Source organism: Streptomyces sp. NPDC054866 (assembly GCF_053610745.1).
In genome coordinates this window covers 295219-313742 of record NZ_JBSGZA010000004.1, presented here as the reverse complement: position 1 = coordinate 313742, position 18524 = coordinate 295219, and the positions used below count along the sequence as shown (strand labels likewise).

The following is an 18524-nucleotide window of genomic DNA, read 5'->3' as shown; positions in this document are numbered from 1 at the left end:
TGTGACACCACTTTTCGTGGCTCACAGACTACGGGGCAGGGGTGACAGTGCGTGCCGGGAGTTACTTGCCGTGCGGCGTGAGGTCCCCGCGGCGCGGGCCAGAGAAGCTCTGCAGGCGGGCCAGCGTCAGGCCGGTGAGCCGGGTGACCTCGCCGACGTCGAGGGCGCCGCAGTCCAGGCCGCGCAGCAGGTACCCGGCGAGCGCCTTGGCCGACGCGGGCTCGTCCGCCACGTCGCCGCCCTCGCGGTGCGCGGCGTACGCGGACAGGCGCGCGGCGGCCTGCTCGAAGCCCTCGCGGTAGAACGCGAACACGGCGGCGTAGCGCGTGGGGATGTGGCCGGGGTGCATGTCCCAGCCCTGGTAGTAGGCGCGGGCCAGGGCGCGGCGCGTGAGGCCGTAGTGCAGCCGCCAGGCGTCGTGGACCTTCTCCGTGGTGCCGATGGGCAGGACGTTGGTGGAGCCGTCCGAGACGCGTACGCCGGTGCCTGCCGCGGCGACCTGCATGATCGCCTTGGCGTGGTCGGCGGCCGGGTGGTCGCTGGTCTGGTAGGCGGCGCTGACACCGAGGCAGGCGCTGTAGTCGAAGGTGCCGTAGTGCAGGCCGGTGGCACGGCCCTCGGCGGCGCCGATCATGCGGGCCACGGTGGCGGTGCCGTCGGCGGCGAGGATGGACTGGCTGGTCTCGATCTGGATCTCGAAGCCGATCCGCCCCGGCTCCAGGCCGCGCACCTTCTCGAACTCCTCCAGGAGGCGCACCATCGCGGTGACCTGCTCGGGGTAGGTGACCTTGGGCAGCGTCAGTACAAGGCCGTCGGGCAGCCCGCCCGCCTCCATCAGGCCGGACAGGAAGATGTCGAGGGTGCGGATGGCGCGGTCGCGCACGTTCTCCTCGAAGCACTTCATGCGGATGCCCATGTACGGGGCGGCCGTGCCGTTCTTGTAGGCCTCGGCGACCAGACGGGCCGCGCGGGCGGCGTCCTGGTCCTCGTCCGCGCCCTTGTAGCCGTCCTCGAAGTCGATGCGCAGGTCCTCGATCGGCTCGCGCTCCAGCTTGGCGCGCACGCGGTCGTAGACGGGCGCGGCCAGGTCGTCGGCGAGGCCGAGGACGGCCGCGAAGGAGGCGGCGTCCGGCGCGTGCTCGTCGAGGGCCTTCAGGGCCTGGTCGCCCCACGTACGGATGGTGTCGGCGCCGAAGAGCTCACCGGGGACGTACACGGTGTGGACCGGCTGGCGGGTGCCCGGGTCTCCGGGGTAGCGGCGCTCGAGCTCCGCGTCCACCGGGGCGAGGGAAGCGCTGATGCCCTCGCTGACCGCGCCGGCGAGGCTCGTTGCCACCTTCTCTTGCTGACCCATTCCTGCACCCTCCACACACTCAGGACCACACACTCAGGACCACTCAATATTTCCGCTTCACGGAATCAACAATCCGCATGGCGAAGTTATCCGTCGACCTTCCCGCTGGTCAACACCCTCTCGTCTGCCGGACCTCGTGCGTTCATCCATGTCTCAGATCCTGCTTCCGCACTCGCGTGCCCGCACCTCATCCTGACCGCCACCCACTGAAGGAGACCGCGTGCCGAATGACACCCGAGTAACGCGCCGCTTCGGCCTGCAGACCGCGCTCGCCGCGGTGGCCCTGCCCCTCTTCACCACCGCGCTGGCCGCCTCGCCCGCCCACGGGGTGGAGCGCGCGGGGCGCCGCCTGGAGGTCATGTCGTTCAACCTCCGCTACGCGAGCACCACGCCGCCCAACACCTGGGCCGACCGCCGCCCGGTGACCCGGGAGCTGCTGCGCCGCGCGCGCCCTCATGTCATCGGCACCCAGGAAGGCCTCTACCAGCAGGTACAGGACATCGCCGAGGATCTGGGCCCGCACTACGACTGGATCGGCACCGGCCGGGCGGGCGGCAGCCGGGACGAGTTCATGGCCGTCTACTACGACACCCGCAGGCTCGCGCCGATCGAGTACGACCACTACTGGCTCTCCGACACCCCGGACGTCATCGGATCGAACACCTGGGGCGGCGGTTCCATCCGCATGGTCACCTGGGTCCGCTTCCACGACCTGCGCACGGACACCGAGCTGTACGTCCTCAACACCCACCTCGACAACGCGAGCCAGTACGCACGCACGCGTGCCGCGAGTTTGATTTCCGAACGGATCGCCACCCTCGACCCGTCCCTGCCGCTTCTGGTCACGGGTGACTTCAACGTCGCGGCGCACAAGAACCCGGTCTACGACACCATGCTGGGCGCCGGTCTGGTCGACACGTGGGACGCGGCGGACGAGCGCAGCAAGGCGTACGCCACCTTCCACGGCTACAAGCCGCTGGTGCCGGACGGTGACCGGATCGACTGGATCCTGGCGACGCCCGGGGTGCGGGTCCACTCGGCGGTGATCAACACCTTCTCGCAGGGCGGACAGTTCCCGAGCGACCATCTGCCGGTGCAGGCCTCGCTGACCCTGTGACGCGGCGAGGCCCCCGCCCCGCTCATTGCGGGGTGAGGGCCTCGTGCGATCGATGAGCTCAGCCCTTGCGGGTGTTGACCTCGTCGGTGAGCTGGGGGACGACGTCGAAGAGGTCGCCGACCACGCCGTAGTCGACCAGGTCGAAGATCGGGGCTTCGGCGTCCTTGTTGATCGCCACGATCGTCTTCGAGGTCTGCATGCCCGCCCGGTGCTGGATCGCGCCGGAGATACCAGAGGCGATGTACAGCTGCGGCGAGACACTCTTGCCGGTCTGGCCGACCTGGTTGGAGTGCGGGTACCAGCCCGCGTCCACCGCGGCGCGCGAGGCACCCACGGCCGCGCCCAGGCTGTCGGCCAGGGACTCGATGAGGTGGAAGTTGTCCGCGCCGTTCACCCCTCGCCCGCCGGAGACCACGATCGCGGCCTCGGTCAGCTCCGGACGCCCGGTCGACTCACGCGGCGTGCGCCCGGTGACCTTGGTGCCGGTGGCCTGCTCCGAGAAGGAGACGGTGAGGGCCTCGACGGCGCCCGCTGCCGGGGCGGCCTCAACGGCGGCACTGTTGGGCTTGACCGTGATGACCGGGGTGCCCGTGGAGATGCGCGACTTGGTCGTGTAGGACGCGGCGAACGCGGACTGCGTGGCGACCGGGCCCTCGTCGGAGGCCTCCAGGTCGACGGCGTCGGTGATGATGCCGGACTTGATGCGCACCGCCAGGCGGGCGGCGATCTCCTTGCCCTCCGCGGACGACGGCACCAGCACCGCGGCCGGGGACACGGCGTCGTAGGCGGCCTGCAGCGCGTCCACCTTCGGCACGACCAGGTAGTCGGCGAACTCCGGGGCGTCGGCGGTCAGAACCTTGACCGCGCCGTGCTCGGCGAGCGCGGCGGCGGTGTCGGCGGCGCCGTTGCCGAGGGCGACGGCGACGGGCTCGCCGATGCGGCGGGCCAGCGTGAGCAGCTCGAGGGTGGGCTTGCGGACGGAGCCGTCCACGTGGTCGACGTAGACCAGAACTTCAGCCATGGGACTTCAATCTCCTGCGGTTACGAAGAAGTTGGGCGGATTTCAGGGGTGGCTGAAGCTCAGATGAACTTCTGGCCCGCGAGGAACTCGGCGAGCTGCTTGCCGCCCTCGCCCTCGTCCTTGACGATCGTGCCCGCGGTGCGCGCGGGACGCTCGGTGGCCGATTCGACCTTCGTCCAGGCACCCTCCAGGCCCACTTCCTCGGCCTCCAGGTCGAGGTCGGAGAGGTCCCAGGCCTCCACCGGCTTCTTCTTGGCGGCCATGATGCCCTTGAAGGACGGGTAACGCGCCTCGCCCGACTGGTCGGTGACCGACACGACGGCGGGCAGCGAGGCCTCCAGCTGCTCGGAGGCGGCGTCGCCGTCGCGGCGGCCCTTGACGACACCGTCCTCGACGGAGACCTCGGAGAGCAGCGTGACCTGCGGGACGCCGAGGCGCTCGGCCAGCAGCGCCGGGACCACACCGGCCGTGCCGTCCGTGGACGCCATGCCCGAGATCACCAGGTCGTAGCCGGCCTTCTCGATCGCCTTCGCCAGGACCAGCGAGGTGCCGATGATGTCGGTGCCGTGCAGGTCGTCGTCCTCGACATGGATCGCCTTGTCGGCGCCCATCGAAAGGGCCTTGCGCAACGCGTCCTTGGCGTCCTCAGGGCCCACCGTCAGCACGGTGATCTCCGCGTCGTCCGCCTCGTCGGCAATCTGCAGGGCCTGCTCGACCGCGTACTCGTCGAGCTCCGACAGCAGGCCGTCCACGTCGTCACGGTCGACGGTCAGGTCATCGGCGAAGTGCCGGTCGCCGGTGGCGTCAGGCACGTACTTCACGGTGACAACGATCCTCAAGCTCACGCCGGCTCTCCTACTGCATCGTCTTTACTGGGCTGCTGCCTTGCTCTGGCCACTGCCTTCTTGCAGGCAGCATAGGCGCCTGAAGGGGCGGATCCCGGTCGGGGCGGCCCGCGCTCCGACCAGAATATTACTCGCCAGTACACCCAGTACATTCCCACTAAGCAAGCGCTTTGAACTGTGACCTTCCCAACGCTCCGTAATCGGGCGCGGAGCGGGGCATTCGGGAACTCTCAGTCGCGCAGCGCGTTGAAGCGCCCTTGGTGGTAGAGCAGCGGCCGGCCGGCGCCCGCGGGGTCGCCCACCACCGCCTCCGCGAGGACGATCCGGTGGTCACCTGCGGGCACGCGCGCCGCGACCCTGCACACCAGCCAGGCCAGCGTGCCATCCAGCACCGGCACCCCCTCGGGCCCCTCGTACCAGCGCGTGTCCCCGCCGAAGCGGTCGGCGCCGCTGCGCGCGAAGGTCGTGGCGAGGTCGAGCTGGTGCTCGCCGAGTATGTGGACGCCGACGTGTTCGGCCTCGGAGACCGCGGGCCAGCTTGAGGCACCCGTACCGATGCCGAACGAGAGCATCGGGGGCTCGGCGGAGACCGAGACCAGCGAGGTGGCGGTGAAGCCGACGGGCCCGGAGTGGCCCTGAGCGGTGATCACGGCGACCCCCGCCGCGTGCTGCCGGAAGACGGAGCGCAGGAGGTCGGGGGAGGCGAGCTGGGGAGTGCGGAGATCGGGCGTGGCCGTCATGGAATTGTCCTTCTGCAGGAGGTACGAGCGGTTCCGTGGCTGCTCAGCAGCCCGGACAGCGCGCACTTGCATGACGGGCGAGGTCCACGTGGACGCGCTCGTAGAGAAGGAGCTCCGGAGGCATGGGAGCAGGCTGGCGATGGATGCGGGGTGCAGTCAAGTCCGTTCCGCGATGTGAAAGATGTGAAAGACGTCCCTGGGTCACTGCCTGGGTCGTTCCCTGGGTCATGCCCCTCCTCCCCCGTGCCCTGGATCTCACACGGCCTTGCCGAGGGCGGCGATCACATCGGCCTTGCGCGGCTGCCCGGCCGCGCGCTGCACGACCCGTCCGTCCGCGTCGAGCACCAGCACGGTCGGCGTCTTGAGGACGCGCAGGTCCCGTACGAGATCGAGTTCTGCCTCGGCGTCGATCTCCACGTGGGAGACGCCGGGGACCATTTCGGCCACCTCGGAGAGGACGCGCCGCGTCGCGCGGCAGGGCTGGCAGAAGGCGCTGGAGAACTGCACGAGCGTGGCGCGCTCCCCCAGTCCGTACCCCGCCCATGTGTCCGGCGCCGGCGTCTCGAGCCGGTCCCCCGCCTCGCGTATCCGCACGTCAGCCTCCCGCCCCGCGTCATGATCCAACCGTCCTCGGCTTCAGCGTCCCAGCGCACGCGAACATTCCCAACGTGACGAGAATCTCGCGCCCGCCGGGCACGATGGGTGGCCAGCCGTCCGTTCTTGGGGCACGATCTGCGCAACGCCGAAAAACCTACGGCTGCGTAACTTCCCGCCGGGAACCCCCTCCCCAGGCAGAAACGAAGGGTCATCCCCACCCATGGCAGAGCTTGTCTACCGTCCGGTCATCGGTGCCGCGAAAACCCTGTTCAAGGCATGGGACCTGAAGATCGACTGCAAGGGGTCGGAGAACATCCCTCGCACCGGCGGCGCGGTGCTGGTCAGCAACCACATCAGCTATCTCGACTTCATCTTCGACGGCCTCGCGGCCCTGCCGCAGAAGCGTCTGGTGCGCTTCATGGCCAAGGAGTCGGTGTTCCGGCACAGGATCTCCGGTCCACTGATGCGCGGCATGAAGCACATCCCCGTCGACCGCAAGCAGGGTGAGGCGGCGTACCAGCACGCGCTCGACTCGCTGCGCTCCGGGGAGATCATCGGCGTCTTCCCCGAGGCGACGATCTCGCCGTCGTTCACGCTGAAGACCTTCAAGTCGGGCGCCGCGCGCCTGGCGCAGGAAGCCGGCGTCCCGCTGATCCCGATGGCGCTGTGGGGCACGCAGCGGCTGTGGACCAAGGGTCAGCCGCGCAACTTCAAGCGCAGCCACATCCCGATCACGATCCGCGTCGGCGAGCCGGTCGAGGCCCCGAAGGACCAGTTCGCGGGCGCGATCACCCGGCGCCTTCGCGAGCGCTGCCAGGAGCTCCTCGAAGCCGCGCAGCGCGCCTATCCCGTACGCCCCAAGGGCCCGGACGACACGTGGTGGATGCCGGCGCACCTCGGCGGCACCGCGCCGACTCCGGCCGAGGTGAAGGCCGCCGAGGCGAGCTGAATCGATTACTCCGGGCGATCGGACGCCCGCTCCGGCGCGTGGACGGTGAGTCGCGCGCCGGGGCTGAACTTCGCGAGCAGCTCGGCCAGTTCGGCGCCCGCTTCCTCGACGCCGGAGTCCGGCCCCATCCCCTCCAGCAGGAAGATGGCGTTGACCGACTCCTCCGTGAGGCGGGTGCGCGGCCCCTGGCGCCAGTTCCAGCGGCGGCAGGTGACGCCCTCGTCGTCGCACCACACGACCTCGCCCGCGTCCGGGTGCTCGACGGCCTGCTCCCCCGCGGCCATGGTGACGAAGTCCTCGGTGCCGTCCGCCCGCACCAGGCGCATGCCGCCCTTGATGTGGTCCAGGTCCTCACCGCCGACCGGGATCAGGTGGGCGACGCTGATCGCGTTGTAGACGTCGACGAGGGTGTTGATCCGCGGCAGACCGCCGTCGGCGAGGGCGCGCTTGGCCAGCGCCTCCGCGGAGTTGCGCGTGCGGGACGGCTTCGCGCCGAAGGCGGTGTACGCCGCGCGCCAGGCCACCATGTGCGGGTCCTCGTGCGGGGCACGGCCGTCGAGCCGCTCCGCGAGGCGGCGAGCAGCCTCGTCGAGGAGGGCCGAGGTCTCTTCGGTGCTCGGGCCGTTGACGAGCCCGTGGGCCTCGATGGCGACGTGGGTGAAGCCGGGCGCGAGGGCGCGCACTTCGTCGGTCACGGTGATCTGGAAGGTCATCGTCTGCCTTGCGTTCAGAGTGTGTCGGGGAGGTGCTCCCACAGGTACGGCCGGTCCGGAGCGTCTTTCAGGGCGCGGAGGACCACCGGGTGCGGTACATCAAAGAGTACCGGATAGTCCATCTCACTGGACTCGACATCCGCCGCGAAGGCCAGCCGCTCCCCGTCGAGGGAGAACTGGGCGTCGACTCCGGGTTTGTTCCCGCGGGGGTCCTGCCGATGCCAGGCTCCCCGGAATCGGACCGCGACGAGACCATGTACGCAGTACCCCGTACCCGCGTCGTACGCCAGCCGCTGATAGCAGAACGCGGTGGGGATGTCCTCGGCCCGCAGCAGCGCGGCCAGCGCGTGAGCCTTGGCGTGACAGATGCCGGTGCGCTGCTCAAGGACGTCGGAGGCGCGCCACGTCACGCGCAGATCGCCGCTGTCGGCGGAGTGCGGGATGGCGTCCCGCACGAACTCGTAGGCCGCGCGGGCGTATGCATATGAATCCTCGGCCTGTGCGGCGATGCGTGCGGCCGTCTCGCGTACGAGCGGATGGTGGTGATCGATGACGTCGTCGGCGGCCAAGTAGGCGGACAGGTCAGGGGTTTCCTGGATCAGCTGCATGCCACGGGAGCATAGAAATGCGACCGACCGCGGGTCAATGCTTTTACGGTCGATCGCATACCTATGCAGTTCTATACCGAAGTGGAGAGGCTAGCGCGCCATCTCCTCCTTGAGCGCCGCGACGAAGCCGTCCACGTCCTCCTCGCGCGTGTCGAACGCGCACATCCAGCGGACGTCGCCCGCCGCCTCGTCCCAGAAGTAGAAGCGGTACTGCTTCTGCAGCCGCTCGCTCACGTCGTGCGGAAGCCGCGCGAAGACAGCGTTGGCCTGCACCGGGTAGAGGATCTCCACGCCGTGGACGGCGCGCACACCCTCCGCCAGGCGCTGCGCCATCTCGTTCGCGTGCCGGGCGTTGCGCAGCCAGAGATCTTTGGCGAGCAGGGCCTCCAACTGCACCGAAACGAAACGCATCTTGGAGGCGAGCTGCATGGACATCTTGCGCAGGTGCTTCATGTGGCTGACGGCGTCCTGATTGAGGACAACGACGGCCTCCCCGAAGAGCGCGCCGTTCTTCGTGCCGCCCAGGGACAGGATGTCCACGCCGACCGCGTTCGTGAACGTCCGCATGGGGACGTCGAGGGACGCGGCGGCGTTCGATATGCGTGAGCCGTCGAGGTGCACCTTCATGCCGAGGCCGTGCGCGTGGTCGCAGATGGCGCGGATCTCGTCGGGCGTGTAGAGCGTGCCCAGTTCGGTGTTCTGCGCGATCGACACGACCTGCGGCATCGCCCGGTGCTCGTCGTCCCAGCCGAACGCCTGCTTGTCGATCAGCTCGGGCGTGAGCTTGCCGTCCGGCGTCGGCACCGTGAGCAGCTTCAGGCCACCCATGCGCTCGGGGGCGCCGCCCTCGTCCACGTGGATGTGCGCGGACTCGGCGCAGATCACCGCGCCCCAGCGGTCGGTGATCGCCTGGAGCGCGACGACGTTGGCCCCCGTGCCGTTGAAGACCGGGAACGCCTCGGCCGTGGGGCCGAAGTGACCGCGGATGACCTGCTGGAGGTTGGCCGTGTAGTCGTCCTCGCCGTACGCGATCTGGTGACCGCCGTTGGCGAGGGCGATGGCGGCGAGCACCTCCGGGTGGGCGCCCGCGTAGTTGTCGCTCGCGAACCCCCGTACGTCCGGGTCGTGGTGACGGCGCGCGTCGGTCTTCGGAGGGTTCACGGCTTCTCGGTCACGGGGGTCGCGAGCGGTCACGGCTTCTCGGTCAGCCACAGGCGGGTTCCGTTCACTTCTCCGGCGGGCCGCTCCCAGACTCCGGCGATGGCCTCGGCCAGCTCCTTGACGTCCGTGAAGCCCGCGAACTTCGCGTTGGGCCGCTCCGCGCGCATCGCGTCGTGCACCAGCGCCTTGACCACCAGGATGGCAGCCGCCGATGACAGGCCCTTCTCGGCCCCCGCCTTCCGGAAGGCGTCACCGAGGGCGAGGGTCCAGGCCTCCGCCGCCGCCTTCGAAGCCGAGTACGCGGCGTTGCCCGCCGTCGGCTTGGAGGCGCCGGCCGCGCTGATCAGGAGATAGCGGCCGCGGTCGCTGCGCTGCAGGCCGTCCTGGAAGGCGAGCGAGGTGTGCTGCACGGTGCGGATCAGGAGCTTTTCGAGCAGGTCCCAGTCGGCGAGGTCGGTCTCGGCGAAGGTGGCGCTGCCGCGCCAGCCGCCGACGAGGTGGACCAGGCCGTCGATCCGCCCGAACTCCTTCTCGGTGCGGGTGGCCCACTCCCGGGTCGCGCCGAGGTCCAGGAGATCGACCGTGTCGCCTATGACGGTGGCCCCGCCGTGCGCGTACCGCGCGGCGTCCACGGCCTCCGCCAGGCGGGCCGCGTCTGCGTCGGACGCCACGACCGTGGCACCGGCCTCCGCGAGCCTCAGCAGCGTGGCACGGCCCGCAGGACCGGCTGCCCCCGCGACCGCGACCACGGCTCCATCGAGTGCGGACATCGTCCTCGCCTCCTTGGTGCGGTCGCTCATGCGGCGACCTGCTCGGCGCGCGCCGCGGTGATCCCCTTGGTGGAGGCGATCACGTGCTTGAGCTTCTTGGAGAGCGCCTCATAGAACATGCTGAGCGGAAACTCGTCAGGAAGCACGTCGTCGACGAGTTTCCTCGGCGGAAGCTGCACATCCAGGGCGTCGGGGCCCTTGGCCCAGCGCGATCCGGGGTGCGGCGCGAGGTACTGGGACACCAGGTCGTACGCGGCGAACCAGTGGACCAGCTTGGGGCGGTCGATGCCCGCGCGGTACAGCTCCTCGATCTCGGCGCACAGCTGGTTGGTGACCTGCGGCGCGCGCTCCCAGTCGATCTTGAGCTTGTTGTCGGTCCAGCGGACCACGTCGTGCTTGTGGAGGTACGCGAAGAGCAGCTGGCCGCCGAGCCCGTCGTAGTTCTTGACGCGGTCGCCGGTGACCGGGAAGCGGAACATCCGGTCGAAGAGGACGGCGTACTGCACGTCACGGGCCTGCGGGACGCCCTCGGCCTCCAGCTTCACGGCCTCCTTGAAGGCGGTGAGGTCGCAGCGCAGCTCCTCGAGGCCGTACATCCAGAACGGCTGGCGCTGCTTGATCATGAAGGGGTCGAAGGGCAGGTCGCCGTGGCTGTGGGTGCGGTCGTGGACCATGTCCCACAGGACGAACGCCTGCTGGCAGCGGTCCTGGTCGCCGATCATCTCGCGGATGTCGTCGGGCAGTTCGAGCCCGAGGATGTCGACGGAGGCCTCGGTGACGCGGCGGAAGCGGGCCGCCTCGCGGTCGCAGAAGATGCCGCCCCAGCTGAAGCGCTCGGGGGCCTCGCGCACGGCGATGGTCTCCGGGAAGAGCACGGCAGAGTTCGTGTCGTACCCGGCGGTGAAGTCCTCGAAGGTGATGCCGCAGAACAGCGGGTTGTCGTAGCGCGTGCGCTCCAGCTCGGCCAGCCACTCCGGCCAGACCATGCGCAGCACGACCGCTTCGAGGTTGCGGTCCGGGTTGCCGTTCTGCGTGTACATCGGGAAGACCACGAGGTGCTGCAGGCCGTCCTCGCGGTGCGCCGCGGGCTGGAAGGCGAGCAGCGAGTCGAGGAAGTCCGGCACTTCGAAGCCGCCGTCGGCCCAGCGCCGCAGGTCCGTGCCGAGCGCCTGGTGGTACGCGGCGTCGTGCGGCAGGAGCGGGGCGAGCTGGTCGATCGCGGATATCACTCGGTCCACGGCCAGTTCGGCCACGGATTTCGCCGGGGCGTCCTCCGCGTCGAAGTCGATCGAGCCGTCCGCGGACTGCCACGGGCGGATCTCTTCCACGGCGTCCTTGAGCATCGGCCAAGCCGGGTGCTCCACGACCCTTCCCACTGGGGCACCCCCACTCGCGGGAGGAACCGCCCCTTCCGTAACCCTCTGCACAAGAATTTCCGTCACTTGTCAACCTCCACGGGAGAACCTCGCGTTAGAACACCGTATGTGTGCGAGGTTCTCCACCACAAGAGGGGGCTCGGGAAATTATCCTGTGACACCCCCGACATCACCGCTAATTTTCCTGCCGGACACCGTCGAGGCGACTGCTTCTGCCACTTCTCCCACCGCGGCCCGCGCATCGTCCAGGAGCAGCGGGAAGCCCAGGAACCCGTGGAACATCTCCGGATGGTGCCCCCGCGTCACCGGAACCCCCGCCAGACGCAGCTTCTCCGCGTACGCGGCGCCCTCGTCGCACAGCGGATCGCAGCCCGCCGTGACGATGTGCGCGGGCGGCAGCCCGGTGACGTCCGCGCCCAGCGGAGAGGCGTAGGGATGGGTGCCGTCGCCGTCCGGGCCGAGGTACTGCTCCCAGAACCAGCTCAGGTGCGCGGCGGTGAGGAAGTAGCCGGTCGCGTTCGACGTATACGAGTCGCTGCCCTGCCCCGCGTCGAGCACGGGGTAGATCAACACTTGGAGCGCCACGGCGGGCCCGCCCCGGTCCCGCGCCATCAAGGCCGCCACGGTGGCGAGGCCGCCCCCGCTGCTGTCCCCGGCCGTCACCACGGCGCCCGGATCACCGCCGAGCGCGCCCGCCCGGGTCTCGGCCGCCGCCCAGCACAGGGCCGCGTACGCGTCCTCGGCGGCCGCGGGGAAGCGGTGCTCGGGGGCGAGGCGGTAGGCGACGGAGACCAAGACGGCTCCGGACTCCGCGCAGAGGGTGCGGGCCGTGGCGTCGTGGGTGTCGAGGCCGCAGAGGGTGTAGCCACCGCCGTGGAAGAAGACGACGGTGGGGCGTGAGCGGCTCAGACCCTCGGGGCGGTAGACGCGTACGGGCAGGTCGGGGGCCCCGGCGGGACCGGGGATGCTCCGGTCCTCGACCGTCCCCACAGGCGGCGCGGCCTTGCCGGAAGGGGGCGCCGCGGCGAGGATGCGGCGGGCCTCGGCCGCGTCGGTGACCGTGCCGCCGAGGTCGGGGAAGGCGGCGCTGAGGGCGTCGGCGAGGGTGCGCGCCTGAGGGGCGAGCCGATCGCCGTACGTGCCGTCGGCCGCCATCACCCCGCCTCCTGGGCGCGGAAGTACGGGATGACCTTCTCGCCCCACTGCCGCAGGGTCTCCATGCAGGCCTCCTGCGGGACGGTGCCCATCTGGATGAGGCACATGATCTCGTCGGCGCCCGCGTCGCGGAGCCGTTCCACGTACACGATGGCGTCGTCGGCGGTTCCATAGGCGTGATCGGCGTTGAAGGTGGCCGTGGAGGTGGGCCGTACCGGGATGTCGTGCTCGTGCAGCCGCGCGACGACCTGCTCGGCGGCCTCACGCATCGCGGCCGCCTCGTCGGCGCCTTCGACCACGGCCTCGTCGGGAATGCCGGCGCCGCCGTACCAGTGCCCGATGGACTGCGCGAAGAACCGCTGGCCGCGGATGCCGACGCTCCGGGCCGCGTCCCGGTCGTCGAGGACGATGGTCGGGCAGAGCACGGAGAAGTGGTCGTTGACGACGCTGGACACGAAGCGCGCGTCGCCGCGGCCCGCGATCGCCGCGTCGTACGCCGCACGCATCTCGGCGATCGACTCGGGCCCCGCGAAGCCCATCACCAGTGCGCCGACGCCGAGTTCGGCGGCCTGCGTCAGGGTCTCGGTCCTGCTGCAGGCGAGGAAGAGCGGGGGGTGGGGGGTCTGCCGCGGCCGGGGCAGGATCGGATGGGGGTCGATGTCGAGCAGGGCGCCGTGGTGCTCCAGCTCCTCCCCCTCCCAGGCCTTCCCGATGATCTGCAGGGCTTCCTCGACCTCCTGGGTCGTACGTTCCTTGTCGACGCCGCAGAGCGAGGTCTCCTGGAGGGTCCCGCCGCGCCCCGCCCCGAGGTCAAGCCGTCCCCCGGACAGCAGATCGAGCATGGCGGCGCGCTCGGCCACCCGCGCCGGGTGGTTGAACTTGAACGGCATGCAGACCACGCCGTGCCCGATGCGGATGGTGCTGGTGCGCGCGGCCACCCAGGTCAGGAAGATCTCGGGTGCGCTCATGTGGGCGTACCACTTGAGGGAGTGGTGCTCGACCGCCCAGACACGATCGAAGCCCATCTGCTCGGCCAGGACGGCCTGTTCGACGCTGTCACGGATGAGTTGATGCTCGCGCTCGACTGTGGGGTCGGCGAGCTGCGCTTCGAAGATGACGGAGAACTTCACGTGCCCTCCAGGGAATTGGGCCGCTGCGTCGTGCGCGTGGGCGCCTTTGTTTCGATTAGCCATATGACTAGTCGTCAGGTGCTGAAGTAGCAAGGGCTTGCGCGCGGGCTCTTTTCGGTCAGGGCCGCGCGAGCGCGAGGTCCCGACGCTCCGTACCTCGTTCGGTAGACGCGAAGCGCCATTCACTGAAGGGCGATTGCATTCACACCAGCCTGCTGGCACCTTTTCTGGCACACCATCCCTGGATGAGTCGATCTGCACCGGGCGGCGCGGCCCGTTGCCGATCGCCCTGATCGAAAGCGGTTGAACATGGCGACGTCGACGGATACGACCGGTGACGCCGGGGGGACTCCCGTTTCGCCGGTCAGTTCGCACAATGAGTGGGATCCGCTGGAGGAAGTCATCGTCGGGCGTCTCGAAGGCGCCACGATCCCCTCCAACCATCCGGTCGTGGCCTGCAACATCCCGCCGTGGGCGGCGCGACTGCAGGGCCTTGCCGGCGGCTTCGAGTACCCGAGCCTGCTGATCGAGCCGGCACAGCAGGAGCTCGACCAGTTCATCGCTCTCCTGCAGTCCCTCGGCGTCACGGTCACGCGCCCTGACGAGGTCGACCACAGGCAGCGCTTCAGCACCCCCGATTGGTCGTCGCGCGGATTCTGCAACACCTGTCCGCGCGACAGCATGCTCGTGATCGGCGACGAGATCATCGAGACACCGATGGCCTGGCCGTGCCGGTACTTCGAGACGCACTCGTATCGCACGGTCCTCAAGGACTACTTCCGGCGCGGAGCGCGCTGGACCGCGGCGCCGAGGCCGCAGCTCACCGACGAGCTGTTCGACGAGGATTTCAGCGCCCCCGAGGACGACGAGCCCATGCGCTACATCCTCACCGAGTTCGAGCCGGTCTTCGACGCGGCGGACTTCGTCCGCGCGGGACGCGACCTGTTCGTGACGCGGAGCAATGTCACCAACCGCATGGGCATCGACTGGTTGCGCCGCCATCTCGGAGGTGGATACCGCATCCACGAGATCGAGAGCCGCTGCCGGACGCCTATGCACATCGACACGACGTTCCTCCTGCTCGCGCCCGGAAAGGTGCTGGTCAATCCCGATTACATCGACGTCGACCGCCTGCCCGACGTGCTGAACTCCTGGGACGTCCTGGTCGCCCCCGAGCCCAACCCCCTCGACGAGCGTCTGCTCAAGATGACCTCGATGTGCGGCAAGTGGCTCAACATGAACGTGCTCATGGTGGACGAAAAGCGGGTCATCGCGGAGCGGCACCACACGGACACCCTGCGCGCGCTGGAGAGATGGGGGTTCGAGCCGATCCCGTGCGACCTGCTGCACTACGCGCCGTTCGGCGGCTCATTCCACTGCGCGACACTCGATGTCCGGCGGCGCGGCACGCTCGAATCGTATTTCGACTGACCCTTCGCGTCAGGGCTGGGTGTCGAGCCACTCCTGGAAGGTGGGGCCGGCGAGTTCGGCGTGCGGGCTCGGCAGGAAGCCGCCGGCCGCCGCGGTCTCGGCATCGGGCATGCCGGAGCCGTCGACCTCGACGACCTTGATCCCTCGGCGGGCACCCAGGAGTTGGGCCGCTTCGGCCATGCTCTCCCTGCGGGGCCCCGCGATCTCGGGGATCGGTGTTCCGGGGCTCTGCTGGGCGGGCACGTCGGGGTCGGTGGCCAGCGCGACCAGCGTTTCGGCCACGGTGCGACAGGCCACGAGCTGGGTGGGCAGGGCCGGGACGTACGCGACATCGCCCTGCTGCCAGTCCAGGAGTTGACCGACGAATTCATGGAACTGCGCGGCCCGCAGGATGCGAGCGGGCAGCGGGCCGGACAGGTTGGCCTCCTCGTGCACCTGCTGGGCGGCGACGAAACCGGCGGTGGCCTTGTCGGTGCCGATGATGGATACGGCGGCGATCCGTGCGACTCCCGCACGCCGGCCCGCCTCGTGCAGGTTGCGGGTGGCGGTGCGGAAGAACTCCGTGGCGGCCTCCTGGTCGGAGGCGTGCCATGACGCGACGTCAATGATGATGTCGACCCCGGTGAGCGCCGCGGCAAGCCCCTCACCAGCGATGATGTCCACGCCGGTGGCGCGGGACATCGACACGACCTGGTGCCCCTGTTCCGCGAGGACGTCCACGACGTGGCGTCCCAGCCGCCCGGTCGCTCCCGCCACCGCGAACTTACTGGTGCTCATGTTCCCTGCCCTTCTTCGGCCTCGCAGTCCTGACGAACACGAGACGCCGGCGCCCCGCAGCCCGTAACAATCACGGCCGTGTGACGTAGGCCACCGGTCGGGGGTGTTATGAAACGGCGGGCACCGGCGTCCAGTGCGTGGAGCAGAAGTGGGAACGAACGGGCAGGAGCCGGGTATGAGTGAGCACAGCGAACGAACCACGGGCACAGCCGAGCCGATCGGCCGGGCCGGCCGGGGGCAGTCGGCGGACTCCGCCACCGAGGTGTTCGTCGCTCACCGCAATCTGCTGTTCACCGTCGCCTACGAGATGCTCGGTTCGGCCGCCGACGCCGAAGACGTCCTCCAGGAGACCTGGCTGCGGTGGGTGGGCGTCGATCTGGCAACCGTGCGGGAGGAACGTGCCTACCTGGTGCGGATCGTCACCCGGCAGGCACTGGACCGCATGCGTGCGCTCGGCCGGCGCAAGGAGTCCTACGTCGGGCCGTGGTTGCCCGAGCCGTTGCTGACCACCCCGGACGTGGCCGAGGACGTCGAACTGGCCGACAGCATCTCGATGGCGATGCTCCTGGTCCTCGAGACGCTCGCGCCGGTAGAGCGAGCGGTGTTCGTACTGCGCGAGGTGTTCGATCTCGGGTACGACGAGATCGCCGAAGCCGTCGGCAAGAGCCCGGCCGCGGTCCGCCAGCTCGCCTACCGGGCACGCGCACACGTCGCCGCGCGCCGACCACGCGGCACCGTCTCCCCGACCCAGACCCGAGCCGCGCTCCAGGCCTTCCAACAAGCGGTCGAGACCGGCGAGTTGCAGGGCCTGCTCGACATCCTCGCGCCGGACGTCGTAGCCCTGAGCGACGGCGGCGGGGTCAAACACGCCCTGCTGCGGCCCATCGTGGGCGCGGACAACGTCGCCCGCCTGCTGGCCGCCGGCTGGTGGAAGCGTGACGCCGAGAGGTCGGTCGAGCCGGTTCAGATCAATGGCGGCCCGGGGCTGCTCGTCCGGGTCGACGGGGAGGTCGACGGCGTCGTCGCTCTGCGGGTCGAGAACGGCCGCGTCACCGGGGCCTACCATGTCCGCAACCCCGAGAAGCTGTCACGCGTGGCGCGGGAGACCGCCGTGAGCCGTATGACCTCTCACGACGGGGCGCCGCACACCTTCTAGCGAGCCCGGATCCGGTGTTCACCGCGGCGCTCCGGACCCGGCCTTCGGCAGGTAGCGCGGTGCTCGCCAGGCCTTCAGCCGGTGCTCCACCGCGGCGCCCAGCGACAGGAGTTCGGCGTCCTGGTGGTCACCGGCCATCAGGAGCAGGCCGACCGGCAGTTCGTTCACGGACCCGGCGGGCACCGAGAGAGACGGGTATCCGGCGACGGCCGCCGGTGTGGAGGACGGGATGACGTCGTTGTCGCCGCGCGCGCAGTCGGTCGTCCAGGCGGGCGGGTTCGTGGGCGCGGCGATGGCGTCCAGGTGATGGGAGGCCATGGTCTCGTCGAGGGAGCGCCGGGAGAGGTCCTTCAACTCGGCGCGCATGGCACGGTACTTGGGATCGGTGGTGGACGGCGCGGCGAGTGCCTGCTCGAACAGCTCCTGACCGCCGAAACAGGTCTGTTCCTCGGGGCTGGCGCGGTTGAACTCGATCAGCTCGGCGAGGTTCCGGGGGCCTTCGCGCGTGCCGAGGTAGGCGTCGATGTCCCGGTGGAACTCGCTGAGCAGCGCCGGGAATTCGAGCTCGGCGAGCCGCGCCTGGTACGGGGGTGTCACCTCGACGACCACGGCTCCGGCCTTGCGCAGCTTCTTCGCCGTACGGGTCATCACCGCGTCCACGTCGGGTCCGAGCGAAGGCAGTCGCCACAGACCGATCCGCTTGCCGCGAAGACTGCTTCCGTGGCCTGGGGCCGCCTCCTTGGCCTTGCCCTCGCTCAGCACCGAGAACGTGAGCGCGGTGTCGGTCACGTTGCGCGCCATGGGCCCTGCCGTGTCCTGCTCGGCGGAGATCGGCACGACGCCCGACTGGCTGACCAGGCCGAGGCTCGGCTTGTGGCCGACGACGCCGTTCATCCCGGCCGGGCACACGATGGAACCGTCCGTCTCGGTGCCGATCGCCACCTGCGACAGCGACGCGGCTAGCGCCGCGGCCGAGCCGGAGGAGGAACCGCACGGATTCCGGTCGAGGACGTAGGGGTTGTTGGTCTGCCCGCCCACCGCCGACCACCCCGATGTCGGCTTGGCCGCGCGGAAGTTGGCCCATTCGGACAGGTTGGTCTTGCCGAGGATCACCGCCCCCGCCTTGCGGAGCCGGGTCACCAGCGCGGCATCGGTGGCGGGCGGTTTTCCGGCGAGTGCGAGCGACCCGGCCGTCGTCGGCATGTCACGGGTGTTCACGTTGTCCTTGAGCAGTACGGGGATGCCGTCCAGCGGCCCGAGGGTCTCGCCACGCCGGTGCCTGGCGTCACTGGCGGCCGCCTGGCGCAGGGCTGTCGGGCTGGTACGCAGCACCGAGTGAATCTTGGGATCGACGTGCTCGATGCGCCGCAGGTAGGCGCGGGTCAGCGTCGACGAACTCAGCGAACCGGCCGCCATGCGCGCCTGTAACTCCGGAATCGTCACAGTGTCCAGATCGACCCCGGCCACGAGCGGTGCCCCGGTCGGTGGCGACGAGCTGCCGGTGCCGTGCTCGGCGGCTTGCGCACCTGCACTCGGTGCCTTCGTCACGCCCGTCAGAAGGGACCCCGCGACAAGGGCGGCGGTCATTGCGGCAATGCTCCTCTTCCCCATGCGGCTCAGCGGA

General features: G+C 69.8%; 18 protein-coding genes. 4 read left to right on the top strand and 14 right to left on the bottom strand.

Annotation, left to right across the window (positions count from 1 at the left end; translation table 11 throughout):
- Positions 1 to 61 precede the first annotated feature (61 nt).
- Positions 62 to 1354: a DUF6986 family protein gene (locus ACWGI2_RS22175; RefSeq protein WP_453697098.1), complete on the bottom strand. Its 1293-nt coding sequence runs from the start codon at positions 1352 to 1354 to the stop codon at positions 62 to 64.
- Between the two features lie 220 nt (positions 1355 to 1574).
- On the opposite strand from ACWGI2_RS22175, the gene ACWGI2_RS22170 reads away from it, so the two are divergent.
- Positions 1575 to 2471 carry an endonuclease/exonuclease/phosphatase family protein gene (locus ACWGI2_RS22170; protein ID WP_453697096.1) on the top strand — a complete coding sequence of 299 codons (897 nt, stop codon included), beginning with the start codon at positions 1575 to 1577 and terminating at the stop codon, positions 2469 to 2471.
- Positions 2472 to 2529: 58 nt separating this feature from the next.
- On the opposite strand, the gene ACWGI2_RS22165 is transcribed toward ACWGI2_RS22170, so the two are convergent.
- The 4 genes from ACWGI2_RS22165 to ACWGI2_RS22150 form a co-directional block, all read right to left on the bottom strand.
- The gene (locus tag ACWGI2_RS22165) at positions 2530 to 3492 is read right to left on the bottom strand and encodes an electron transfer flavoprotein subunit alpha/FixB family protein (protein ID WP_453697094.1); all 963 of its coding nucleotides are present in this window, start codon (positions 3490 to 3492) and stop codon (positions 2530 to 2532) included.
- Positions 3493 to 3551: 59 nt separating this feature from the next.
- Entirely contained in the window at positions 3552 to 4337 is a 786-nt protein-coding gene (locus ACWGI2_RS22160) for an electron transfer flavoprotein subunit beta/FixA family protein (RefSeq protein ID WP_453697092.1), read from the bottom strand.
- Between the two features lie 230 nt (positions 4338 to 4567).
- Positions 4568 to 5077 (bottom strand): flavin reductase family protein, encoded by a 510-nt coding sequence (locus ACWGI2_RS22155; RefSeq protein WP_453399773.1) that lies wholly within the window; start codon positions 5075 to 5077, stop codon positions 4568 to 4570.
- 255 nt (positions 5078 to 5332) lie between these two features.
- Positions 5333 to 5671, bottom strand: coding sequence for a thioredoxin family protein (locus ACWGI2_RS22150; protein ID WP_453399774.1), 339 nt, complete (start codon positions 5669 to 5671; stop codon positions 5333 to 5335).
- Between the two features lie 223 nt (positions 5672 to 5894).
- Between ACWGI2_RS22150 and ACWGI2_RS22145 the strand changes: the two genes are divergently transcribed.
- The gene (locus ACWGI2_RS22145) at positions 5895 to 6623 is read left to right on the top strand and encodes a lysophospholipid acyltransferase family protein (RefSeq protein WP_453399775.1); all 729 of its coding nucleotides are present in this window, start codon (positions 5895 to 5897) and stop codon (positions 6621 to 6623) included.
- Positions 6624 to 6628: 5 nt separating this feature from the next.
- Here the strand turns inward: ACWGI2_RS22145 and ACWGI2_RS22140 are convergent, their stop codons facing one another.
- The 7 genes from ACWGI2_RS22140 to ACWGI2_RS22110 all read right to left on the bottom strand — a co-directional run bounded on the left by ACWGI2_RS22140 (position 6629) and on the right by ACWGI2_RS22110 (position 13536).
- Complete coding sequence (locus ACWGI2_RS22140; protein ID WP_453697091.1) at positions 6629 to 7336, bottom strand: B3/B4 domain-containing protein; 708 nt, start codon at positions 7334 to 7336, stop codon at positions 6629 to 6631.
- Positions 7337 to 7350: 14 nt separating this feature from the next.
- Positions 7351 to 7944 carry a transglutaminase domain-containing protein gene (locus tag ACWGI2_RS22135; RefSeq protein WP_453697089.1) on the bottom strand — a complete coding sequence of 198 codons (594 nt, stop codon included), beginning with the start codon at positions 7942 to 7944 and terminating at the stop codon, positions 7351 to 7353.
- Positions 7945 to 8034: 90 nt separating this feature from the next.
- Complete coding sequence (locus tag ACWGI2_RS22130; protein ID WP_160510085.1) at positions 8035 to 9105, bottom strand: beta-eliminating lyase-related protein; 1071 nt, start codon at positions 9103 to 9105, stop codon at positions 8035 to 8037.
- Between the two features lie 29 nt (positions 9106 to 9134).
- Complete coding sequence (locus tag ACWGI2_RS22125) at positions 9135 to 9905, bottom strand: SDR family NAD(P)-dependent oxidoreductase (RefSeq protein ID WP_453697088.1); 771 nt, start codon at positions 9903 to 9905, stop codon at positions 9135 to 9137.
- A complete protein-coding gene (locus tag ACWGI2_RS22120) occupies positions 9902 to 11317 on the bottom strand; it encodes a DUF6421 family protein (protein WP_453399779.1) in 1416 nt (471 codons plus the stop codon). The genes ACWGI2_RS22125 and ACWGI2_RS22120 overlap by 4 nt, the downstream gene beginning before the upstream one ends.
- An 81-nt stretch (positions 11318 to 11398) precedes the next feature.
- Entirely contained in the window at positions 11399 to 12406 is a 1008-nt protein-coding gene (locus ACWGI2_RS22115; protein WP_453697086.1) for an alpha/beta hydrolase fold domain-containing protein, read from the bottom strand.
- Positions 12406 to 13536 carry an LLM class flavin-dependent oxidoreductase gene (locus tag ACWGI2_RS22110; RefSeq protein ID WP_453399781.1) on the bottom strand — a complete coding sequence of 377 codons (1131 nt, stop codon included), beginning with the start codon at positions 13534 to 13536 and terminating at the stop codon, positions 12406 to 12408. Before ACWGI2_RS22110 ends, ACWGI2_RS22115 begins: the two co-directional genes overlap by 1 nt.
- Before the next feature lie 309 nt (positions 13537 to 13845).
- Between ACWGI2_RS22110 and ACWGI2_RS22105 the strand changes: the two genes are divergently transcribed.
- A complete protein-coding gene (locus ACWGI2_RS22105; RefSeq protein ID WP_453399782.1) occupies positions 13846 to 14967 on the top strand; it encodes an amidinotransferase in 1122 nt (373 codons plus the stop codon).
- Between the two features lie 9 nt (positions 14968 to 14976).
- Here ACWGI2_RS22105 and ACWGI2_RS22100 read toward each other — a convergent pair whose 3' ends face one another.
- Positions 14977 to 15744, bottom strand: coding sequence for an SDR family oxidoreductase (locus ACWGI2_RS22100; protein WP_453697084.1), 768 nt, complete (start codon positions 15742 to 15744; stop codon positions 14977 to 14979).
- Positions 15745 to 15919: 175 nt separating this feature from the next.
- On the opposite strand from ACWGI2_RS22100, the gene ACWGI2_RS22095 reads away from it, so the two are divergent.
- A complete protein-coding gene (locus ACWGI2_RS22095; protein WP_453697082.1) occupies positions 15920 to 16900 on the top strand; it encodes an RNA polymerase sigma-70 factor in 981 nt (326 codons plus the stop codon).
- Positions 16901 to 16918: 18 nt separating this feature from the next.
- On the opposite strand, the gene ACWGI2_RS22090 is transcribed toward ACWGI2_RS22095, so the two are convergent.
- Positions 16919 to 18511 (bottom strand): amidase family protein, encoded by a 1593-nt coding sequence (locus ACWGI2_RS22090; protein ID WP_453697081.1) that lies wholly within the window; start codon positions 18509 to 18511, stop codon positions 16919 to 16921.
- Between the last annotated feature and the right edge of the window lie 13 nt (positions 18512 to 18524).